A 20,588-nucleotide genomic window follows, 5' to 3' on the forward strand; every position below is an offset into this window, starting at 1 on the left:
TTGCACTTTACCCTCGCTCTCGCGATCGCATAGCCCAGGCTACATCAAGTGCGATCGATATATTCAGCAAGCCCTAGATAGTATGCGACAAAATAAATGTTGCCACTCTTCTGTATCAGGTGTCTCAAGCAAAAATTTTAATTGTCCCTTCCTAAAATTGAAGTCAATATCGTTTTCTATTAAAGATAAGATGTCTTCATAGTGTCGCTCTAAATTCTCCTTCACAAACCATCCACAGATTTTGCTTGTCTTAGTATTTTCTACATTATGCTGTATTTTAAGTTTCGCATCTTCATTAAGAAGAGCATAAATTTTAGGATTTTTTGACAGATAAAATACTAAATAATCCAAAATGAGCGGCATCAATGAAACATTACTATAATAGTCTTTATCTCCTCTTATTAGGTTGAGAATAGTTTCGGCATTCCGATTTCCGATTACCTCAAGTGTTTGCAAATGGATATCTCTGTTTTTTGTGCAATCTTCGTTGTCCAGCTTAAATACAAACTTCCACAAACTTCTATAAATAGAAAGTTCAGCTTCAGGTTTAAGTTTACTTAAATATCGACTTTCTAGATATTTTTTTACTTTTTGTCTAGTATTAAGTGCTGGCGCTGCTTCCGCAATATTCTTTACAAGTTCGTCAATTATTTTTTTCGTGTGGAAAGGTGGCTTTATAAGCAAATCCTCCAGAGTATTTCTAATCAGCGCCCTCACAGTTTCTTTGTTAGGTGTATGTAATTGTTTATCTGAGTCTAATATAGGGTGAGCGGATAGATGGCGTTGCTTTTGAAGATATCGCAGATTTTCATATTCTGAGTTATCCAACAGATTTGTCTTTGCACGGGTATCGTCAATCAGTTTAACTTCCCACAAGGAGGATTTGGAATCACCCTTTTGTAATGTTGTAAGCTCATCAAGAATTGATTTTGCAACTGTGTCTTCATATAAATCAACAAGCTCTCCAAGTTTATAAACTATGTCACACACAGCGACAGACCAAAGCATTACCACTGCGGAACGATAGTTGCCATTGTGGTACGAAGATAGAACTTCTTGAAAATAATCTTTTGTCTTGCCGTAATGTATTTTTTCAGAAAGATTTTCTAAAGAGAATTCTGACATTACAAATAATTTCCTCAATTATAGCTTTCTGGTGAAACAGCTAATAGCATTTCCTATTTTCTTCTTTCGCTTCTTCTTGTTCTAATAAGCTCATTAATTTCTGAGCAGCATCACCATAATTATAAGGCGAGCCAACACGATAATCCGCCCCATAATCTAATGGTTTTAACATTTCTTCTTTCGCCAACTCAGCCATTAAGAACTGCATTATTTGAAACTTCTCAGCAGGGGATAACTGCCGAAGTTTGTCTAATAATTCAAGAATTGAAATAAAACGCCATTGAATTCATTTCTCCATTTTACCACGACTTTGAAATTTAAACCACTCCCAAACATCTTGGTTTTAACACTTTATCTGCGTCCATCTGCGTTTATCGGCTCCATCTGCGGTTAAAGCTCAAACACAAACTAAACAGGCAAAAACAGTTCTGAAAAACTAATTTCAATCTCAGGAAAAGCTAGCATTCTGATCGCAGCATTATCTGCAACAACTATCTCAGACTGATAGCCTCCCGGTGCAGGATTCCGGTAAATATATGCCTCCGTGCCTTGCAGATTTCGGAACTCTAGCTGCAACAGTAGGTCAACGCGAAATACCAGCAGGTGGAGAAAAAAGTGCCAGTGCGCCCAAAGCCGAAACGCCGTCTGACGATGCAGATGGAAAAACCAGCTACATTGAACGGTTCAGCTGCACTTGGCGACAACGCCTGTAGCGACTCGTCAGAAAAACCTTGTCATTTTCCCAGAAGTTAAAGAACCACAGTGGTGCAATTTGGACGTTCATCCATCACTACAATGCTACGCAAGCCAGTTAAACTGTCCTTTCGTCTTTACCACTACCGGAAATCTAAGGGCTTTCTGAGGAAATCATGGTGAATTCGGGAGAGAGCCTTGTGGATATATCGCGCGATCGCAGGGCTAAACCACAGGCTTATCCAAAGCTTGGGAGCGATGCCTGCGGCGGGCTACGGCAACGCACTAACCAGAAAACGGCGATCGCATTCTGACCTAGAGACTTATCCAAAGTGTGGGTGCGATCTTTCAATTTATGCTTACTGGGCATCGCACCTTACAAGTAACCTCTGGCTTTACCCTCATCAATAACTCTGACGGCTAACGGTGAAGTTGTGCGACTGCCGATAAAGTCTGTTGCAAAACCGACCAAACTTGCTAGTGGGTTCCAAGCGAGTGGTTAGCTGCTGCTTGAGTGGCATAGAAGTAAAAAATCTGTGCCTTTAGCTACTTTTTGAGCAATTGTTATGATATCTTAACTTTACCGGAGGTTAGTTCAGACAATTTAAGAAGCGTGGTTATCAAGTAACCTAATTTATGATTGACAGTAAAAAAATTCGACTGAAATGGGAAAGTTATTGGTTTAAAACCTTTGGGAGATGGCGATCGTGTCCATTGACCTGCCCAATAGACAGACCTCATCCTCGGCATATTTTTTGGAGTTTGATTGGCAGTTTTTTGGCAATTACTGCAACGTCCTATCTTGCTCTAAAAACTAATACTCCTTTACTAATGGCTCCGTTTGGCGCTACAAGCGTTCTGATCTTTGGTGTCCCTGACAGCCCTTTGGCTCAACCCCGGAATGTCATTGGGGGCAATTTCTTAGCTGCTCTCACCAGTTTAATGATTGTGCATTTTCTCGGTTCTTCTCCCTGGGCGATGGGAATGGCTGTTTCTAGTGCGATCGGAATTATGCAGATTACCAGAACTCTACATCCGCCTTCGGGAGCAGTTGCCTTAGTCGTCATGATGACCAAACCAGACTGGAAATTTTTGCTAACACCTGCTTTTGAGGGATCAATAATCTTGGTCTTGTGCGCCGTCATCTTTAATAATTTAGCGGCAGAAAGGACGTATCCCCAGCACTGGTTATAGCATTATCTCTAATTCTCTCATCCTTCCTTCGGGAGCACTACCCAAAATCGCGATGCTCCCTCGATTCCGACTTCCATCGGACTTCTTTCTTCCATCCGTTACATCCCGATCGCGTGCAACGGAAGCCGAACTTCCTTCTGCTAGATCAATCAAAAAAAACGGACGGATCGGGGGAAGGTCGAGATCCCTTTTGAAAGCGTTCCCAGGACTCCTTTAACTGAGCCGGCGCTGGATTTTCGCGATCGTAAACCACCAGGACATTCGTCAAATTCCGGCCCGGTGGCAATAAAATCTGCCCCTGATGAGCCAAACCCACCGAAGCGCCCCCGTCCAAATTCATCGCTTCAAAACAGCCGATCGCCTGCATAACTTTAGCTTCTGCTTCCAAAGACAAACTGTCAAAAAAAGTTACCAAAAATAACTTATCTCTGGAAGCCGAAAAGCCGATCGCCGTTCTCGAACCCACGCCCAAAACATGAGAATCTTTAAAACCTTCCGATAAAGGAGACAGCCAAACTTTCCCCCCTTTAACCAATCTCGGCCCGCAAGTCAGAGAAAACCAATGTTGACTCCAATCCGGCTTACCTTCAGTTCTAGCCGTCACCATTTCCAATTGATTTCCCGCTTTAATCCCCAAAGTCGTGCCGTAATTTTCCCATCGGCTGTATTTGAGAAACTTACCCGCCGCCACCATATTGCCCAGCACAGATTTCTGCTCATCTTTACCAAAAAAAGTCCCGTTAGCAACAACAGCAGCCCGGTAACGCGCCACCATATTTTCAAAAGGTTCGTCACCCCGCGTTACTTTAGAAGTATTTGCAAAAGCTGCATCATTAGCTAACCCAATAGTGATATAAATTTCTGGGTCGGCGAGGTCAATAGTTGTCAGATAAAAACTTGCGCCCGCTAGATTTTGACTGCTGAGTTGTACAGGTTTTGCTTGATTAGCGGAACGTCTAATAACTTGAGTTTGAGACTTCACAAAAGGAGAATTCGCGGCCTTTGGTTGAGGAGTTTCCGGCGATTTAACGATGGGATTGCTGGGCTGAGTTTGAGGAGTTTTTGCGGATTTTAGAATGGAATTACTAGGCAGAGGTTGAGGAGTTTGATTGGATTGTATACTGGATAAAAAAGCGAGTGACTTTTGCCACAGTTGACCAGCGAGAGTCAAGAAACTATCTCGGTTTTGGGCGATCGCAAAATAGTCAGCCGCAACCCGCGCCAAAGCTATGCCGGTTAAAAATAAAAAAGTGCGCCGCAGCATCGGGCGACAACCTTCAGACTGTTTGCGTTTAGACATAAAAAATCTCAGCTAGGATAGCGAACAGTTTTCTATGGCTGTGACTACAATGGGCGATCGCCTGAATTCTGAAACTAGCAGTAGCAAGGTGCGTAAGCGCGCACCTCACCACGAATTCAAAACTCAAAACTATTTCCTTAGCCGGTATTCCGCATCCCCGCAGCAATTCCATTAATCGTCAGCAGAGCTCCCCGCAACAATTCACCCTTGCTGTAACGCGAGTGAATCACCCCCGGAACCCCGCCACTACCGTGCTGCCGCAAGCGTTTCAGCAGCGAAACCTGCAACAAACCCAAAGGCACAATCGTCGCATTTCGCAACTGCACCGATCGCTGCAATGCCGGATCTTCGTCCAACAAACGTTGGTGTCCAGTAATCGTTAAAACCAAATCGCGAATCAAGTGAAATTCGGCAGCAATTTGATCGAATAAAGCCTTAAACCGCTCCTTATCAGCAGGCAAAGCTAACTCCTGCACGTAATGTTCTGCAATCTGCAAATCCACCTTAGATAAAGTCATTTCCACCTTAGAAATTACCATTCTAAAAAATGGCCACTTCAAGTAGAAATACTGCAAAAGTTTCATGTGTTCTTCCGGTTCCTCCAGCAAAAACTCTTGCAAAGCTGTGCCGACACCGTACCAAGAAGGCAGCAAAAAGCGGCTTTGAGTCCAGCTAAACACCCACGGAATTGCTCGCAAACCGCTGATGTCTTTTTTGCCACCGCGACGGGCCGGGCGAGAACTAATTTGCAACTGGCTGATTTCTTGAATCGGGGTAACTTGGTGGAAGAAATCAACTAAATCCGGCTGTTCGTAGATTAAATGGCGGTAGTGCGATCGCGATCTCGCCGATAACTCTTCCATAATCTCATTCCAAGGGTCGATGCCATCGAAACCAGTGTGCAGCAAACTAGCTTGAATTACCGCCGCCGCCACAGTTTCCAAATTGTAAAGCGCCAACTCCGGCAAAGAATATTTAGAAGCCAAAACCTCGCCTTGTTCGGTAATCTTAATTCGCCCGCTAATACTCTTTCCAGGCTGAGCCAAAATTGCCTTGTAAGCAGGCCCGCCGCCGCGTCCTACAGAACCGCCTCTGCCGTGAAAAATCCGCAACTCTACATTGTATTTTTCCGCAACCACTTGCAAAGCCTTTTGAGCTTTGTGGATTTCCCAATTGCTGCTGAGGAAACCAGAATCTTTATTGCTGTCCGAATAGCCCAGCATCACCTCTTGCAATTTGAGAGTGTCGATTGGACATTGGATATTTTCTTCGCTTTTTTCCGCTACTTCCTGCGCGTATCCTCCTATTAGCAAAGCTCGATAAAGCGGCAAATCAAAGATTTTTTGCATTACTTCCGGCGCTTTTTTCAAATCTTCCACAGTTTCAAACAGTGGAACTACTTGAATGCTGCTAATTCCTGTCGCCGGATCGTAAAGTCCGGCTTCTTTTGCTAACAGCAAAACCGCCAGTAAATCGCTGACATCGTGGCTCATGCTGATGACGTAAGTTTGGCAAATTTCCGGGCCAAACTCCTGGTGCATTTGCCGCAATATCCGGAAGGTATTGATCGTCTCGCAAGTTTTGGGAGAAAAGGGCAATTCTGCTGGAATTAAAGGGCGGCGAGTTTGCAGTTCCGTTGCCAGCCAAATAATTCGATCGCCTTCCGACATTTGATTGTAAGACTTGGGCAAAATTTGCAAGTATTCAGCAATTTCGCTCAAAGCGTCAGAGTGTACTGTTGACTCTTGGCGGATATCTAGGTAAGCCAAATTAAATCCGTAAATTTCTACTTGGCAGAGCAGATTTTCCAAGTCCCGACAGCTCAAACCTGTTTCCACTAAATTGCGTTCGATGAGCTTCAGCTCGGTCAAAAACTCAGCGCCCGATCGATAAAGGCCGGTCATTCCGGGATTTTCTGACAAAGCTTCGCGCTCCCGCTGCAACTCGTCTCCTTTGTAGAGCCGCCAATTGCGATCGCGCGTATTTTCCAGTCGCTGCAGCACGTAGGCCAGCTTCAACCGATAAGGTTCTTGGCGGTAGCGGATTGCCCATTGTTCGTAAACCTCCGGGAATTCCGATTTGTCGCGATCGAGAGATTCCAGCAATTCCGGCAGCACGTCGCTCCAGTGCAGCGACAAACTCAAAAGTTCGTTCAGCCGCTTCACGGCGTTGATGTACTTACACAGCACCAAATGGCGCTGATAGCAAGCGGTTTGCCAAGTAACTTTCGGAGTCACAGAAGGATTGCCGTCTCTGTCGGAACCTACCCAAGAACCGAATTTGCAAAAATTGTAACTCGGCGGTTTCAGGTAAGGATAAGAAGCGTGCAGCGCTTGCTTGAGTCGGTGGTAGAGTTCTGGAATTGCATCAAACAAGACTTCATCAAAGTAGTGCAGAGTGTACTCCACCTCGTCAAGCACAGTCGGCTTGAACTGGTGCAGTTCGTCAGTGCGCCACCAGAGGCGAATTTCTTCCATCAGTTGCTCTTGGAGAGCCGCCGCTTCCCAGCAAGACACCGGATAGGGGCTTGGAGAGTCGGCCCCGATCACCTGAAATTTCTCGTCAACTTGGTCTAGCTGTTGGAGAATCTTCGCCATTCGCCGCTGCTTGGTGCGGATCGTGTGGCGGACAATTTCCGTCGGGTGAGCGGTGAATACCAAGCGGATGTCCAACTGATCGATCAAGCGCTGAATTTGCTGGCTCGGCACGTTCAAGCGCAGCAGCATCGGGAACAGTTGGTGAAAAGTGCCGGCATCTCGGGCGATCGTCTCGCTGCTGTCTGCATTGCTCAAAGCTGTTTGGGTGGGGCTTGGGCCTTCCCTATGCCGGGGGCGATCGGGGGCATCCGTTGCTTGTCCTGGCAGCTTAGAAAACATCCGCCCCCCAGCGTCGTTGCTGCTAGCGTAAGCTAGCTGTTGGTCTCGCTGTTCGTAGTGCTGTTCGACAATGTTGATTAACTGGAAATACAGTGCAAAAGCCCGAGCGGCGCGGATGGCGGCGTTAAGGTCGAGCTTTTCGATTAGCTGTACGACATTCGAGTCGCGAAAGTGAGTGGCTTGTCCCTCAGCGGAATTGACCGATCGCATTTGTTGGAGCAAATCCACCAATTCCTGCCCGCACTCCTGTCGCAGCACCGATTCCCACAAGTCCTCTACTACTTTGAGGCGATTGCGCAGAAACAGGTCTGATTTTGAGTAAGCGGGAGAATGGGAAATAGATGTTGCATCAATAGCCTGTTCTGAAGACTGGAGGACTGAACTCATCGGGCTGTTCCTCAATAGCTGCGGGTGTCAAGAAAATTGTATGGTTTAGTTTCGCCTAAAACACTTTTGTTTGCAGTCAAATTTGAGACAACTTCTTGCAACGTAGAAAGTAGAAGGCACTTATGTACAAAGTATAAGGAAAGATTAATTCTTAGGCCACAGATTGTACCTATTGTCAAGCTTTCATATCTGTTGACTTGCGATTTTAGATTTTAGACGCTCAGCCTGAGAGGTTCGGCGAGCGGTCAGTTGAGTCGCGCTCAGTCGAACAATTTTAGATTTACTCCAAAGATAAATCTGGGAAGTTGAACTAGGGTCGAAAATTTTTATCTCTCCACGACAGGAGTCGGGGGCTGGTATCCGTTTTTAGGCGGGGTCAAAAAATTAAACTTCTAGCTGCAGCATCCTTCCTTGGGCTTTCTAGTCGTGTGATTGAGGAAAGTTGAGCACGGGGAGGCGCGAACCCCGAAAGACTTCTTCGCTTTCAACGCCGATCGACGCAACAAACTCAGCAGCAGCTTTAGCCACCACCAACCCGCCCAGCATGGGTAAGGCGACCAAGCTCAATAAAATGTCTGAGGGAACTGGCAACTTTGGACTGTTAGGTGTTTTAGTTTTGAGCAAGTCTTGGTTTTCTGACGGCATAAATTTCTCCTGTGTCAATCCGTAATCCTCAGTTTACAAGGCAAATAATCATCTTGACCGCTGCCTTCTGACTAATGACTTCTGATATCAAATCCGGTGATATCCGAATGATATCCTGCAAGCGATCGTCCCCGCGCAGCCAAGTCTATAAATATCTTCTCGCGAGATCTTAAGCTCGGACTCTGAAAAAACGCTTTGTATAAAATCGGGATGCTTCCCGAATTATATCGATCCTGCGACTCTCTCCGCGGAGCATGACGAAACTACAGCACTACAGTCGGAAAATAATAGACATTTCCAGAAAAGCCTGTCTTGAACGGGCAGGATGCCTGTTCCACAAGAATTATGAGAGAGGTCTAATTATTATTCGGATGCAAACGGAAACGATATGACTAATGACGAATAACTTGTTACTTGGCTTAAGTTGGACCTATCTGTGCCAAAATGTCGAGGTATTATCAAAAAAATATTCCCCAACGGCTCGAAGCCGAGGGGATACAAGGCAAGACACTAAGTCCAGCATGGCTTAAACCAGACAAAACGGTTAGGCTCGGCAAATCAAATAATTGTCTGTAAAATCTGTAACTGTGCTATTTCTAGAAAACAAAACCAGCTTTGGCAAAATTTAGAGTTTCATGTTGAATGCGAACGGGAGCATATTGGCAGACAATCGATCGAGCGCGTCGCAGTGGGCCGGGGAAGCTTTAGGGCTTCCCGAAGTTCAAGTACAAGCGCGTTTGCGGGGAAATCACCTGCACATTTTGTGCGAAGCAGCGCAGTGCCCGTCTCAAGAATTGGTGACGGCGAGATTTACCAACGCGCTCGAACACACTGATTTAACGCGACTGCTGCCCGATCGACCTAAAATTTACCAGTTGTTTCTGTGCGGTCGCAAAATCGGTTCCCGACAAAATGACTGGACAGTCCGGCTCGATTGCAGCAGTCCGCAGCGACAGCAACAGCCACAGCCACAGCAACCGGAACCAAAAGTTGCCGAAGTGCCGCCGCCAGCGAGTTCCCCCGACGAACCGCCAGCCAGCCCTAAAAGAGGCGGATTTTTCGACCAATTTAAGAATCAAAATCACAAACTCAAACAGACACCAGAGGCTGTAAAAACATCGACCCACCCGCCGCAAGTACGGGAAGAACTGGATTTTGACGCCGAAAGTCTGCCCGTCGCCTCCCGGATTCCATACCCAGAAGTTTTTGAAACTTCCGCCGTGACGATCGACACTTCGGGTGCTGCGACGCGGGAAGTTTTCCGTTCCGCCGTTCCCCCGCAGCAGAAAGCGAACCGTGGCGCGGTGGCTTTGATTCAATCCCCCGAAGCTGACTCAGGCGAGGGCGATGGCGGTGGAACATTGACGGTTTCGCCGGAAACTTTGGCGCGCCGGGGCTATCCAGAGGCGATCGCCAGCTATCTCAGCGAAATCCTCGGGCCGATGGGAGTTTCGGTGAAAGTAAGCATTCGCGAAAAAGAACTCAAAAGCAGCCGGGAAAACCTGCCGGCTCAGGCGCCGGAAAATATCAAGCCCAAGGAACGCCGGCTGCTGGTGCTGTGCGAGTCAGCTTACAGCCCCGACCCTTCCTTGCTGGCAGAACCTATCGCCGCCAGGCTGCGGAAACTGCAACTAGAGGATTTCGGGGAAGCATTAATCGGCAGCCAAGTCAGCGGCGAAGCGAAGCCGGACTGGGTGCTGCGGGTGGATTTGACTTCGCCGGACAAAATTCTCAAGGAATGGGCCAGGTGGGGAGACGTACCTGCGATCGCCAAACTGCTAAACCAACACTTGGCAGCATCGAGAGTCGAAGTGCGGGCCACCCTCAAAGAAGCAACCCTCCACCTGTTTTGCAGCAAAACTGCCAAAAAAGGACAAAAGACTAAACGGCAAGAATACCCCGACAAGCAGCAAACCACCGACACGATCGCCCCTTTGTTGGCTTCCTTCGCGCCCCAAGGCATCCGCGCAGCTACTATCTACGGCGTAGAACCAGCCAAGGACTCTCAGGCAGCGCCGGAGTCGCCGGTGTGGATAGACTGGGTGGACTTGCCTGCTGCCCACCATCCCGACTTGGCTGCGAGCACCAGAACGCTGGCTGCTGAGGGCGACCAATTGGCTTTGACTTTTTTATTGAACAGGTTGCTCAACCCCAGTCTCAGGCGCAAGCTGGAAACAGGAGGGACTCGGGCGGTCGTGCTGCAAAAAGCCGACGTGCTGCACGTCATGACTGAAGCTCTGACTTGCCCTTCTCAGTCGAAGGTCGGGCCGCCGGTGGCTAAATTCTTGCGGCAGTTACAAATTCCGGGAGTGTCAGGGGTGCGAGTCTACGGACGCCGCGCGGGCCAGAAAGTGCCGCTGTGGCGCTACGCAATTGACCTCAGAACGGCTGTTGACGAGGAATCAGCAGCGGCACCCGCACCGGCTCCCTCGCAACTGGCTGTGTTGGAAAAGGAATCGGTGCCGGAGTTTGCGCCGGCGGAGGATGGGAGTTTTTCGGGTTTGGGCGACAATTTGGTGTTCGATGCTCCGGCGCCCAACTCCTGGCGACCCCGCTTCAAAATCAGACTCCCCGGATACAATCTGGGCGAGCAGTTAGTTCAAGCTGCGGTGCAACCGCTTGTCGCTTCGGGTTTGTTTGTTCCCAACGATGGTTTGTCAACGAATGCTGCTGCGCCGGGAGGCGTGAGAGCCGATCGCGCGGCCGGCATGGCTTTGATTTGGGCGATCGCCGGCTGTCTGCTGACTTTCAATACCGATTGGCTCCTCGGTCTATTTCTGCAATCTGCGACTGTCAGTCAAGCTCCTAGCGCCTCGGAAGTTTGCAGCGGCCCAAATTGTCAAAATCCCTCTCCCAAGGCTGTGGACGACGTTACAGCCCCACTTCCGAACGAAACCCCGAACCCCGTTCCCCCTGCTGATGAGGTAAATTTGCCTCAAATTCCGTTGCAGCCGTCGCCGCCGGCGAACCAGCAAGAGGCTTTCAATGGCTCTGGGTTTACGAAACCGGGAAATACTAGCGTTCCTGTAGCTGATGTTTCTGCTCCTGCGGTGTTCCCAACTTTGAGGAGCCAGCAGCTTGACGAGCAGATAGCGCGCTATCAAGAGTACATCCACCTGCACAAAAAACCGCCGGATATTTTAATTGTCGGTAGTTCGAGGGCGCTGCGGGGCATCGACCCGGCGGTTTTGGAAACAGCTTTGGCAGCTTCGGGCTACCCGGGGCTGAGGGCTTACAATTTTGGGGTTAATGGAGCTACTCTCCAGGTTGTAGATTCGCTCATCCGCCGGATTTTGCCGCCGCAACAACTGCCGAAATTGCTGGTGTTGGCGGACGGGGCGAGGGCTCTCAACAGCGGGCGGCCGGATTTGACTTTTAGTGCGATCGCTTCTTCGGAAGGTTACAGGCAATTGAGCCGGGGTAGTTTTCTGATCCGCACCAATCAATTAGAAGCCGAAACATCGAACGCAAGCGCCAACAATCCGGTGGCGACTGCGACTGAATTGGTGAACAATTTGGGACAAACTCAAGCTAACGTTCAGCAATTGGTGAGTAAAAAGTTGGTTGAGGGTTCTGCAATTTACAAAAAGCGCGATCGACTCAAAGGGTTTTTGCGATCGATCGTTAATCCATCAGCCCCTGCTGCAACCGACAGCCCCCAAACCGCAGCCCTGGGTGAACAAACAACGGAAAATGCCCAGCCAACTGCTGCGAGTAAACCCGTCAGCGAGTTTCAACCAAATGGCTTTTTGCCGATCGATATCCGCTTCAATCCCGAGACTTACTTTCAGAAGCACCCGAAAGTATCTGGTTATTACGACTCCGACTATCAAAATTTTAAATTGATAGGCGAACAAGCTCTAGCACTCAAAAATTTGATCGAATTTACCAAGGTTCGCAACATCAATCTCGTGTTTGTGAATATGCCTCTGACTGAAGATTATTTAGACCCGGTGCGGACAGGTTACGAACAAGAATTCCGGCAATATATGCAAGAATTAGCAGCCCAAAGCGGACTAATTTTCCTAGATAATAGTTTACTGTGGCCCCAGGCGCGGGAATCTTTTTCCGACCCCAGCCACCTCAACCGTTACGGTGCTATTGCAGTTTCTAAGCGGTTGGCTCAAGATCCCATGATTCCCTGGCCGGCGAAACAGTAGTTTTGAATTTTGAGTTTTGAGCTATTTTAGAAGTTAGATGCTCCCAGCGTTGCGAGTGCGGCGCGACTATCTCAAAACTATTCTTTCCGGCGGCAAAATACTGAAAATGAAAAGATTGATATTTCCTGAAAATAGCCAAAATCAACAGATAAAAATTCCGAGAAAAAATCTGCCTTTGATATTTTTTATCTTATCTTTAGCATTTTTCTGTTTCAGTTTGTATAAAGGTTTCTGGTTACCTTTAGCTTTATCCTCTGGGCCGCCCAGCAACGAACAAAGTAGCGAACAGCAAACTCTGGCACCCTTTGAACAGGTTGTCCAAGGCGCACAAAAGTTAGAGGGACTATTTACTCTTTACCGCAATCAAGCAACTGATAAAGTATATCTGGAAATTAAACCGCAACAACTCGACAAAAAGTTCCTGTGCTTTGTGACATTGGCATCTGGTTTGGGGGAAGCGGGCATTTTGAGCGGAATGCCGATCGGCGATTTCTTGTTTCAACTGCGGCGCGTCCAAAATAACGTGCAGTTTGTGATTCCTAATATAAATTTTCGCACAAGTCCGGGCGACCCGCAAGCAGGTTCGGTAGAACGGGGATTTAGCGAGTCGATTCTCTATTCTTTGCCGCTCAAAAGCATTCATTCGCAAAGACAAACTCTGCTGATCGATTTAGGCGATTTGCTGATGAGCGAAAAGCGGGATTTACCAGGGGTAAAAGCGATTTTGCCGATGATTTTGGGCGCTTCTTATTCGATCGATGAAGACAAGTCTTATTTTAAAGATGTTAAAGCGTTTCCGCTGAATGTGGAAATTGCTTCTATTTACGGTTTTTCTAGCGATGATGACAGTGCGGTTAACTATTTACCTTCGGTTCCTGACAGTCGGGCTTTTAACCTCCGCATTCACTACAGTTTCTCGGAAGTGCCGCTAAATAACGGCTACCGCCCCAGACTTGCGGATGAGCGAGTGGGCTATTTCCTCACAGCATATAAGGACTTTTCTGACAAGAGCGGCCGCGAGCCTTTTGTCCGCTATATCAATCGCTGGCATTTGCAAAAGCAAATCCCGACGGCGCCGATGTCGCCTCCGGTGCAGCCGATCGTCTTTTGGATTGAAAATAATGTGCCTCCCGAATACCGAAACGCAATTCGCGAGGGCGTTTTGGAGTGGAACAAAGCTTTTGAAAAGGCAGGTTTTACTGAGGCCATTCAGGTCAAACAAATGCCGGACAATGCTAAATGGGACCCGGCTGACGTTCGCTACAATACTATTCGCTGGTCGAGTTCTTTTGATCCTCAGTTTGCCGGCATTGGGCCGTCTCGCACAAACCCGCTGACGGGGCAAATTTTAGATGCTGACATTCTGTTGGATGCTAATATTGTCTGGCAAATCAAACAGGGGTATCGGTCTTTGGTGGAACAAAATCGCTCGGTATCTAAGAGTTTTCAAGGGCGAAACGGTTCTAATACTAATCCCTGTCAGTTCGGGATGTATTCTCGCTATTTGAATCTGTTAGAAAATGGGGATTTAGGAAAAAGCAGCGGGGAAAATGATCGAGGTGGAATTGCTGATGATTTGCCGACTTTGGTAGAAAGATACCAAGAGCAAAAACGCTCGCCTTTATCGCGGTTGATGTCGAGTTCGGATATGTGTTTTGGGTTGGAATCGAGTCGGCAGTTTGCGATCGGGGCAATGTCGAGGTCACTGTTGGAAAATGCAGCGCCTAGCAGTGGGACGATTGACAATTATGTGAATGAATTTATCCGATTTTTGACTACCCACGAAGTCGGTCATACTCTCGGTTTGAGGCACAATTTTCACGGGAGTACGATGCTGCAACCGGAGGATTTGAACAATACTCAGGTAACTCGCACGCAAGGTATGGTGGCGTCGGTGATGGATTATGTGCCGATTAATTTGGCACCGCAGGGAACTGTGCAGGGCGACTATTTTCCAACGATTGTAGGGCCTTATGACGATTGGGCGATCGAGTACGGTTACAAGGTGATTGGCGGCCCAAACCCGAACAGCGACTTGCCAGCGCTGCAACAAATTGCCAGCCGCGGTGCGGAACAGCAATTAGCTTACGCGGCGGATGAGGATTCTGTTGATATTCTCGATCCGGCTGCGAATACTTTCGATCTCAGCGCTAATATGCTGAGGTATTCGCAATGGCAATTGGATAATGCTAGGGCGATGTGGAAGCGTTTAGAAAAGCGAATGCCGGTTGGGGAAGACGGTTATAACGAACTGCGGGTGATGTTTGATTCGGTGTTCGGGTATTATGTTCAGCAGGTGATGAATGCTACTTTGTACGTCGGCGGGCAGTCGTTTAACCGGATTCGCCCTGGAGATACTAATGCGAAGTTGCCGTTTGTGCCGATCGAACTTTCTCAGCAGCGAGAAGCTTTAGCAACATTAGAGAAGTACGTATTTGCGCCGGATGCGTTTAGTTTTGCGCCGGAATTGCTCAACAAATTGGCGCCTTCGCGCTGGGATCACTGGGGGAGTCCGGCTTTGGTGTTTCCTCTAGATTACCCGATCGGCGATCGAATTACTTTTTTGCAGCGGTTTGTGTTGCGAGTTTTGCTATCTCCGATGCGCTTGGCGAGGCTGCGGGATGCGGAGTTAAAATCAACGCCGGAAACTGCTTTGAGGTTGCCGGAAGTGTTGGATACTGTGCAAAAGGATATCTGGCAAGAGGTATTGCAGCCGGAAAAGAAGATGCAAATTCCAACTTTTCGGCGTTCTTTGCAGCGGGAACATTTAGCAATTTTGATCGGAATGGTGCTGCGAAAAACGAATGTTCCAGAGGATGCGCGGAGTTTGGCTTGGTACGAGTTGCGGCAGTTACGGGAGGGTTTGAGCAAGAGTATTCGGAATTTGGATCGGAATGCGGATGCTTATACGCGGGCTCATTTGGAGGAAACGCGCGATCGAATTTCTAAGGTTTTGAATTCACAGATTCAGTCGAATTAATCTTATAGTTAGGTTCTCGTCGCAGTAATTCTGTGACGAGTTCCTAATTCAAGTCAGCATCAGCTTGGTAGCGCACATTCACGATCGCCGATGCGCTTTCCTCGCTTATCGCTTAGCTAGTTGTTACTTTAAATCCCGGATCGCAGCGCTGGTTTTGCGTGGCTGAGCAAGTTCTACACAGCCGGCGATCGCACTTCTCGGTTGCGATGCTTCAGACGCGGAATTGAGCCGTCTCCGGGGCGATCGTACAAACTCTGATAATCTTGCCCGGTTTCAGGTAAGCGTATTACAGAACGCGCAAACCATTGAATTTTTTATGGTGAGACGAGGGCAAGCATGGTCTAAGCTCGCTTTTACAGCCATTGATTTTAATGATAACAAGAGTGGTGCGGGCGATCGTAAGGCATTGAGTGCGATGGAGTTTCACCTGTCGTTCAAACAGGGTCACGGAAAAGGGGAATTTTTTAACCTTCTCGTTTACCGGATGCAGAGAAATTTTGCATCTCAAGGATAGCTTATATCCATGCTGGTGTAGCCTTACAGGTGATCGAACCATTTATCTTTAATTGCCGTCTCGCCCACAGGAACTACTTTAAGGGCAACTTTCTCTTTCATTTTCATCTCAGCAACAGCAACTAAGAATCCTGGATAACTACTAGGTTTAGATGCGATCTCTAGAGCTATTTCGTCCGGAATAGTCCGACTCGTAATTTCTCGGTTAAGCCGATGAAAAGCATAAGGTTCAAATATTACTCCTTTGGCATAACTTCTTTGAATAACATCACGAACTTCATCCCAAAGTGAATAATCATTCACTAAAAACTCTAGAGACATATCTTGGCAAATCTTGAGAATTAATGCGTCCGATCTATCATACTCCTTCAAGTATTTTGAATAGAGCAATTTGCGAGTCTCAGGTTTTGCTCTAAGACTAATCAAAACAGCCGTTCTCGGAGTCAAAAAATCATCCATTTGATTAGGCTCAAGAGAGACATCTTGATGTGATGATTGCTTTAAAGTAAGAGCTTCTTCTACAGAACGATAAACATTTTTCCAGATTGCATCAGGGAGGTCCTGAATGAACTTATCTAACTGAGGGATTATTTTCTCTAAAGTTTTAGGACTTGCCCAAGTAACCAATATAAGTAAAGTAAATGCTCTCTCGCTCTCACTCTTAGAACCTTCAATTTGCTTTATCCACCACGCATACTGTCCTGCTCGAAGTCTTGCATATCTTGCTCTCCTACATAACTCTTTTGAGTGATCGAGCAAATCGGAATAATCTACATACGTTTCTGTAGAAGACTTAATTCCACTCGCAATATTAGCCAAATGAAAGCAAACCCACACATCTCCCCAGCATTGACGGATGGTCTCGACTAAGTTATTCCAAGGAGTAAGATTTGTTGCCCATAAATAAGCATCAAGTTGTTTATTCCGTTTGACTACTTCAATAACCTTCAGACATTTTCGAGCATCTTCAAATTTAGGAAAATAGTTATTTTCTGGCTCATGTATACTTTCGTCCAAATAATCTTCTTCAATATAGAAATGACTTTGCCTCACATTCGAGAGAGGAACAGGACGAGAGTTTTGGAAGGCATAGGCATATTGCGTAACATTAACTGCATAACTTACTCTCTCTAAAAGAGAAGTCTTTTTCTGATTACGATTATGACGGGGCATGAGGTCTAAACTGCCAGTTAATATTACTTTTAAGGCAGCTTTAAATCGTTCTTCTTCAGCTTCAAAATAATCAAAACGGCGTGCCTTATAAAGCAAGTTTAATCTGCACTGATCTTGAGGTGAATCAGAACAGATATTTTCTAACTGAGTTGGGGATAAAATAGAAGCTTGCGTAAGAAGTCCAAGATAGAGTCCATATTCTAATGCTTTAGTACGTGCCTCTCCATGTTGTGCTACTATTCCGCCAAACCATAAATCGAGAACTTCTTTAGGAGATGATGTATTTGCCGATATTAAGCTAATAATATCTAAAGCAAAATCGAGAGGGGGCTGATTTCCCAAGAGGCTAAAGCAATATTTTACTAATTCATCACGCCCACATTCTGGAGGAAGAATCATCGGCTCACTCTGACCCATGCGACGGCTAGCAGAGGGTAAAACGTAGCGCAAACCAATACCATCTAAAATCAAATTCATTACTTTTTTAACTGACTTGGGATGTTGAGAAAACACCCAATCACTCAGAAGAGTTGCAGCCAGGATTCTAGGATGACTGATCAGACAATAGCCTTCTGAGCCTATTAGGTCTTCTAATCGATCTATTAGTGAAGGAAGTTCCCCCACGTCATAACATCCAGCATAAAACCTTGTCACATTTAGCCAGTAAAAATTGCGGGCTATTGCATCGAAACGATCGGGCTTCGTACCCGAATATTCCATTCCTGGTGAAGAGTGGCGAGCTGTTTCATAAAGATATCGTGCTGCGAAATATTCACGTAATGGTTGAACTTCAAATTCATACGTTCCTTCGACACGAGAGACTAATGCAACAATACGCTCAAGTGCCCCAGTAACTAATTCACGAGCGAGGTCAACTTCGTAACCTTGTTCCTCAAGATATACCTGAATACTATTATGAAGCTCACTCTGAGTGATACGGCCATTCTTATCATGTTGCTCAGCTTCCGAATGAAGCACCCAGGCAATATATTTGTGAATACCTAATAAAAGGTCACGATATTTTTTGACAACTGGTGTTTTTTCTGCTTCCCGATTAAAAAATAAGTCCACATAATTATCGTATAAAGCCGTTCTTTTATCGGGCAAAGATGAACCACGATTGTAAATCAAGCTTAAGAAAATGGTAAGTTGCATCGGATTCTTTGCCAGCTCCTTTAGATGTGGCTGATCCAATTTATCTCGCAATATCCTTTTTACTTCTGAACGATCTCGTTGATCGAGTTTCTTTGCATCCATCCATTTGTTTGCATACTCATCAATTAATGGCTTAGTTAATGAGTCCAGATAATATCTAGGAAAGTCACTTTCTGGTAGTCCTGGTGAGTTGGCAAAAGCTGCTGGGCGACTTGTAACAATTACTTGAAGTGATAATGCGTTAGCTTTTAATCGTCGAGAGCCTGTATGAATTGCATTGACGACTTCGCGACGTTTCTCAATATCTGCTACTTCATCTAACCCATCAAAAACCAAAAGGACGCGGCTTTTTTTAAATACCGCAATTAAATCTGCTGCTGAAAACTCAAGACCTCCTGAGGAATGGTTGACCAAAAAAGCTAAAAACTCCTCAAGGGATTTGTGTGTATTTGAGATTTTGCTTCTCTCATCTTCAGGAGAGAAGGGATTGTATCCCGATAACCAAGATGCTAAATCTCGAAGGTCAATTCTCAATGGAAGACAGGCATGAGAAATCATATGGTGCTTTGGAATAGCACCCAATCCCTCGGATTCTTTGTAGGCTTCTGGTAAATTTTTTTTAATTTCCTCCGAACCCAAAAGACGCATACGGTGAACTTGGCATAAATATTGCGTAATGGTTGACTTACCTTGTCCTGGTGCGCCCTCAAGTACAATCCACGGCGCTTCTTTCTGGATAAGAGGATGAAGAAATAGAGTAGCAGAGCCGATTACTCTATTAGTATCATTAAAGTAAGCAAAGTGCTGTTCATCGAACGTAGTTCCTCCTCTATTACGTAATGTATAAGCAATATATTCATACACCCGATGATAATTCAGCACTTTTTTGCCAGTTTCAGCATTTTGAGGTGGTAAAGCTGGAACATCAATAAATAAATCAAGAAGCCTATTTTGTAAATCTACCTGCTTGAATTTAACGACTTGATCGGCATAGAACTGTTCTGAAACAAAAGCCTTTATTGCATTTGCACGTCTCTCTTTATCTTCTGACAAGCCAGATTCTATAATTGACCGAATGAGATCTGGACCTGTCATTAATTCTGGGTATATCCATTTTAGATTCCATGCGTCATCCATTTTTCGGTTGAGATCATCCCTCCACCAACATCGTGAGGGAAGACCAAGTTCACTCTCTAAAAGTTGATTCATTTGATCGATTGAACCTACATCAGGATGCGCTGTCCCTGGAACATTCGTAATGAGAAAAAATTGCTGAGCACCTTTTTCGATGAGTGCTTTTACTTTAGGGGCTTCACCCTTAATAATTTCAAGCAGCCACTTGTGAGTATCCTTTTCAGCCAACGGTCTCCTGACGTATTTGACTTGATAAACAGCAAAGCTATGTGATGGAATCCTATACTCATAAGTTAGGATATCTCTTCCTCCATCTGGCTGTGCTACTGGAAAGCATTGCAAATCAGGAAATTCCTTAACCAATAATGCCTGAGCAAACTCCTGAAACTTTTCGGGATTCAGGTTTTCAAAGGGATAATCCATAGGATGTGTGCGTTGTAGGCTTGCCTTGAAGTTTTTCTACATATTACCTGTAATTTCGACAACACTTTCCCCAGAACGTAAAAGCTCTATCGCATTGGGTAATGTTGCTGTCAGAATTTGGTTGAGACCATTGACAGATGCTGGCATTGGTTAGAATGGTCTGAAACCTTTGTCTCTAGCTTACTTCATTTATCGCCCCAAACTCACACCGCGATATAACTCCTCGATCGCCACTTCAAGCTCAATACTCTGAAAGATCGTCACCCAAAGCCTGCCTCAATCGACACAACTACTTGCTTCCGGCAATAACTACGGTAGGGGGCGTTGACGAATTTGATCGCCCTCCACCACCGTAAACCGTTCCTCAAATTACAATCCTTCGGTCTGTAATAAATTTAACAATATTGATGCTGGTTCTTCCGGCGTGTGAGGACGAAACCGCAAATAAATGACACCTCTTGGCGATCGCAGCCGCAAGCGATAAATGAGTTCGCCGTAATCGCGATCGAACCTCAAAATCACCCGTTCCTCATCCGCATTAACTTGCCTCAGCAAACGGACAGCTTGTCTGTATAACACCGCTATTTCCTTCTGGCAAACGTCCCAAAATAACTTCGGCATCAGCAGGAGAAAGTTGTTCTTGAAGTTTGGCTTGCATGGCATTCACCTTTCATTAATAGGCGAAATAGAGGTGTCTCCTCGGCGATCGTACAAACTCTGATAATCTTGCCAGGTTGCAGGTAAGCGCACTAGAGAACCGGCAGGCAATTGAATTTTTTCCGGTGAGACGAGGGCAAACATAGTCTAAGCTTCCTGTTGCAGCCATTGAT

At 46.2% G+C, this 20,588-nt stretch carries 13 protein-coding genes and 1 pseudogene; 6 read left to right on the forward strand and 8 right to left on the reverse strand.

Features of this window, described 5'->3' with window-relative positions:
- Positions 1–63: 63 nt before the first annotated feature.
- Complete coding sequence (locus QUA47_RS20350; RefSeq protein ID WP_333432086.1) at positions 64–1,125, reverse strand: hypothetical protein; 1,062 nt, start codon at positions 1,123–1,125, stop codon at positions 64–66.
- 40 nt (positions 1,126–1,165) lie between these two features.
- Positions 1,166–1,333, reverse strand: coding sequence for a hypothetical protein (locus tag QUA47_RS20355; RefSeq protein WP_333432087.1), 168 nt, complete (start codon positions 1,331–1,333; stop codon positions 1,166–1,168).
- Positions 1,334–1,802: 469 nt separating this feature from the next.
- Between QUA47_RS20355 and QUA47_RS20360 the strand changes: the two are divergent.
- From QUA47_RS20360 to QUA47_RS20370, 3 genes and pseudogenes are all read left to right on the forward strand, one after another.
- Positions 1,803–1,940 (forward strand): annotated as a pseudogene (locus tag QUA47_RS20360) (IS1 family transposase); the annotation flags it as partial.
- Positions 1,941–1,994: 54 nt separating this feature from the next.
- Positions 1,995–2,132, forward strand: a complete 138-nt coding sequence (locus QUA47_RS20365; protein WP_333432088.1) for a hypothetical protein — start codon at positions 1,995–1,997, stop codon at positions 2,130–2,132.
- A 322-nt stretch (positions 2,133–2,454) separates the two neighbouring features.
- Positions 2,455–3,012 (forward strand): HPP family protein, encoded by a 558-nt coding sequence (locus tag QUA47_RS20370; protein ID WP_190656936.1) that lies wholly within the window; start codon positions 2,455–2,457, stop codon positions 3,010–3,012.
- A 145-nt stretch (positions 3,013–3,157) separates the two neighbouring features.
- On the opposite strand, the gene QUA47_RS20375 is transcribed toward QUA47_RS20370, so the two are convergent.
- The 3 genes from QUA47_RS20375 to QUA47_RS20385 form a co-directional block, all read right to left on the reverse strand.
- Complete coding sequence (locus QUA47_RS20375) at positions 3,158–4,312, reverse strand: phosphodiester glycosidase family protein (RefSeq protein ID WP_333432089.1); 1,155 nt, start codon at positions 4,310–4,312, stop codon at positions 3,158–3,160.
- A gap of 137 nt (positions 4,313–4,449) precedes the next feature.
- Positions 4,450–7,575 carry a phosphoenolpyruvate carboxylase gene (gene ppc / locus QUA47_RS20380; RefSeq protein WP_333432090.1) on the reverse strand — a complete coding sequence of 1,042 codons (3,126 nt, stop codon included), beginning with the start codon at positions 7,573–7,575 and terminating at the stop codon, positions 4,450–4,452.
- A gap of 420 nt (positions 7,576–7,995) precedes the next feature.
- A complete protein-coding gene (locus QUA47_RS20385) occupies positions 7,996–8,220 on the reverse strand; it encodes a hypothetical protein (RefSeq protein ID WP_006634576.1) in 225 nt (74 codons plus the stop codon).
- Positions 8,221–8,855: 635 nt separating this feature from the next.
- Here QUA47_RS20385 and QUA47_RS20390 point away from each other — a divergent pair.
- The 3 genes from QUA47_RS20390 to QUA47_RS20400 all read left to right on the forward strand — a co-directional run bounded on the left by QUA47_RS20390 (position 8,856) and on the right by QUA47_RS20400 (position 15,874).
- Entirely contained in the window at positions 8,856–12,380 is a 3,525-nt protein-coding gene (locus QUA47_RS20390) for a hypothetical protein (RefSeq protein ID WP_333432091.1), read from the forward strand.
- A 106-nt stretch (positions 12,381–12,486) separates the two neighbouring features.
- Entirely contained in the window at positions 12,487–15,360 is a 2,874-nt protein-coding gene (locus tag QUA47_RS20395; RefSeq protein WP_445302531.1) for a zinc-dependent metalloprotease, read from the forward strand.
- Between the two features lie 316 nt (positions 15,361–15,676).
- Positions 15,677–15,874 carry a hypothetical protein gene (locus QUA47_RS20400; RefSeq protein ID WP_333432093.1) on the forward strand — a complete coding sequence of 66 codons (198 nt, stop codon included), beginning with the start codon at positions 15,677–15,679 and terminating at the stop codon, positions 15,872–15,874.
- 23 nt (positions 15,875–15,897) lie between these two features.
- On the opposite strand, the gene QUA47_RS20405 is transcribed toward QUA47_RS20400, so the two are convergent.
- The 3 genes from QUA47_RS20405 to QUA47_RS20415 form a co-directional block, all read right to left on the reverse strand.
- Complete coding sequence (locus QUA47_RS20405; RefSeq protein WP_333432094.1) at positions 15,898–19,758, reverse strand: hypothetical protein; 3,861 nt, start codon at positions 19,756–19,758, stop codon at positions 15,898–15,900.
- Between the two features lie 369 nt (positions 19,759–20,127).
- The gene (locus QUA47_RS20410; RefSeq protein WP_333432095.1) at positions 20,128–20,421 is read right to left on the reverse strand and encodes a DUF5615 family PIN-like protein; all 294 of its coding nucleotides are present in this window, start codon (positions 20,419–20,421) and stop codon (positions 20,128–20,130) included.
- Positions 20,422–20,559: a hypothetical protein gene (locus QUA47_RS20415; protein ID WP_333256242.1), complete on the reverse strand. Its 138-nt coding sequence runs from the start codon at positions 20,557–20,559 to the stop codon at positions 20,422–20,424.
- Positions 20,560–20,588: the final 29 nt, after the last annotated feature.

The sequence above is a fragment of the Microcoleus sp. MON2_D5 genome (assembly GCF_036701905.1).
GTDB lineage: Bacteria > Cyanobacteriota > Cyanobacteriia > Cyanobacteriales > Microcoleaceae > Microcoleus.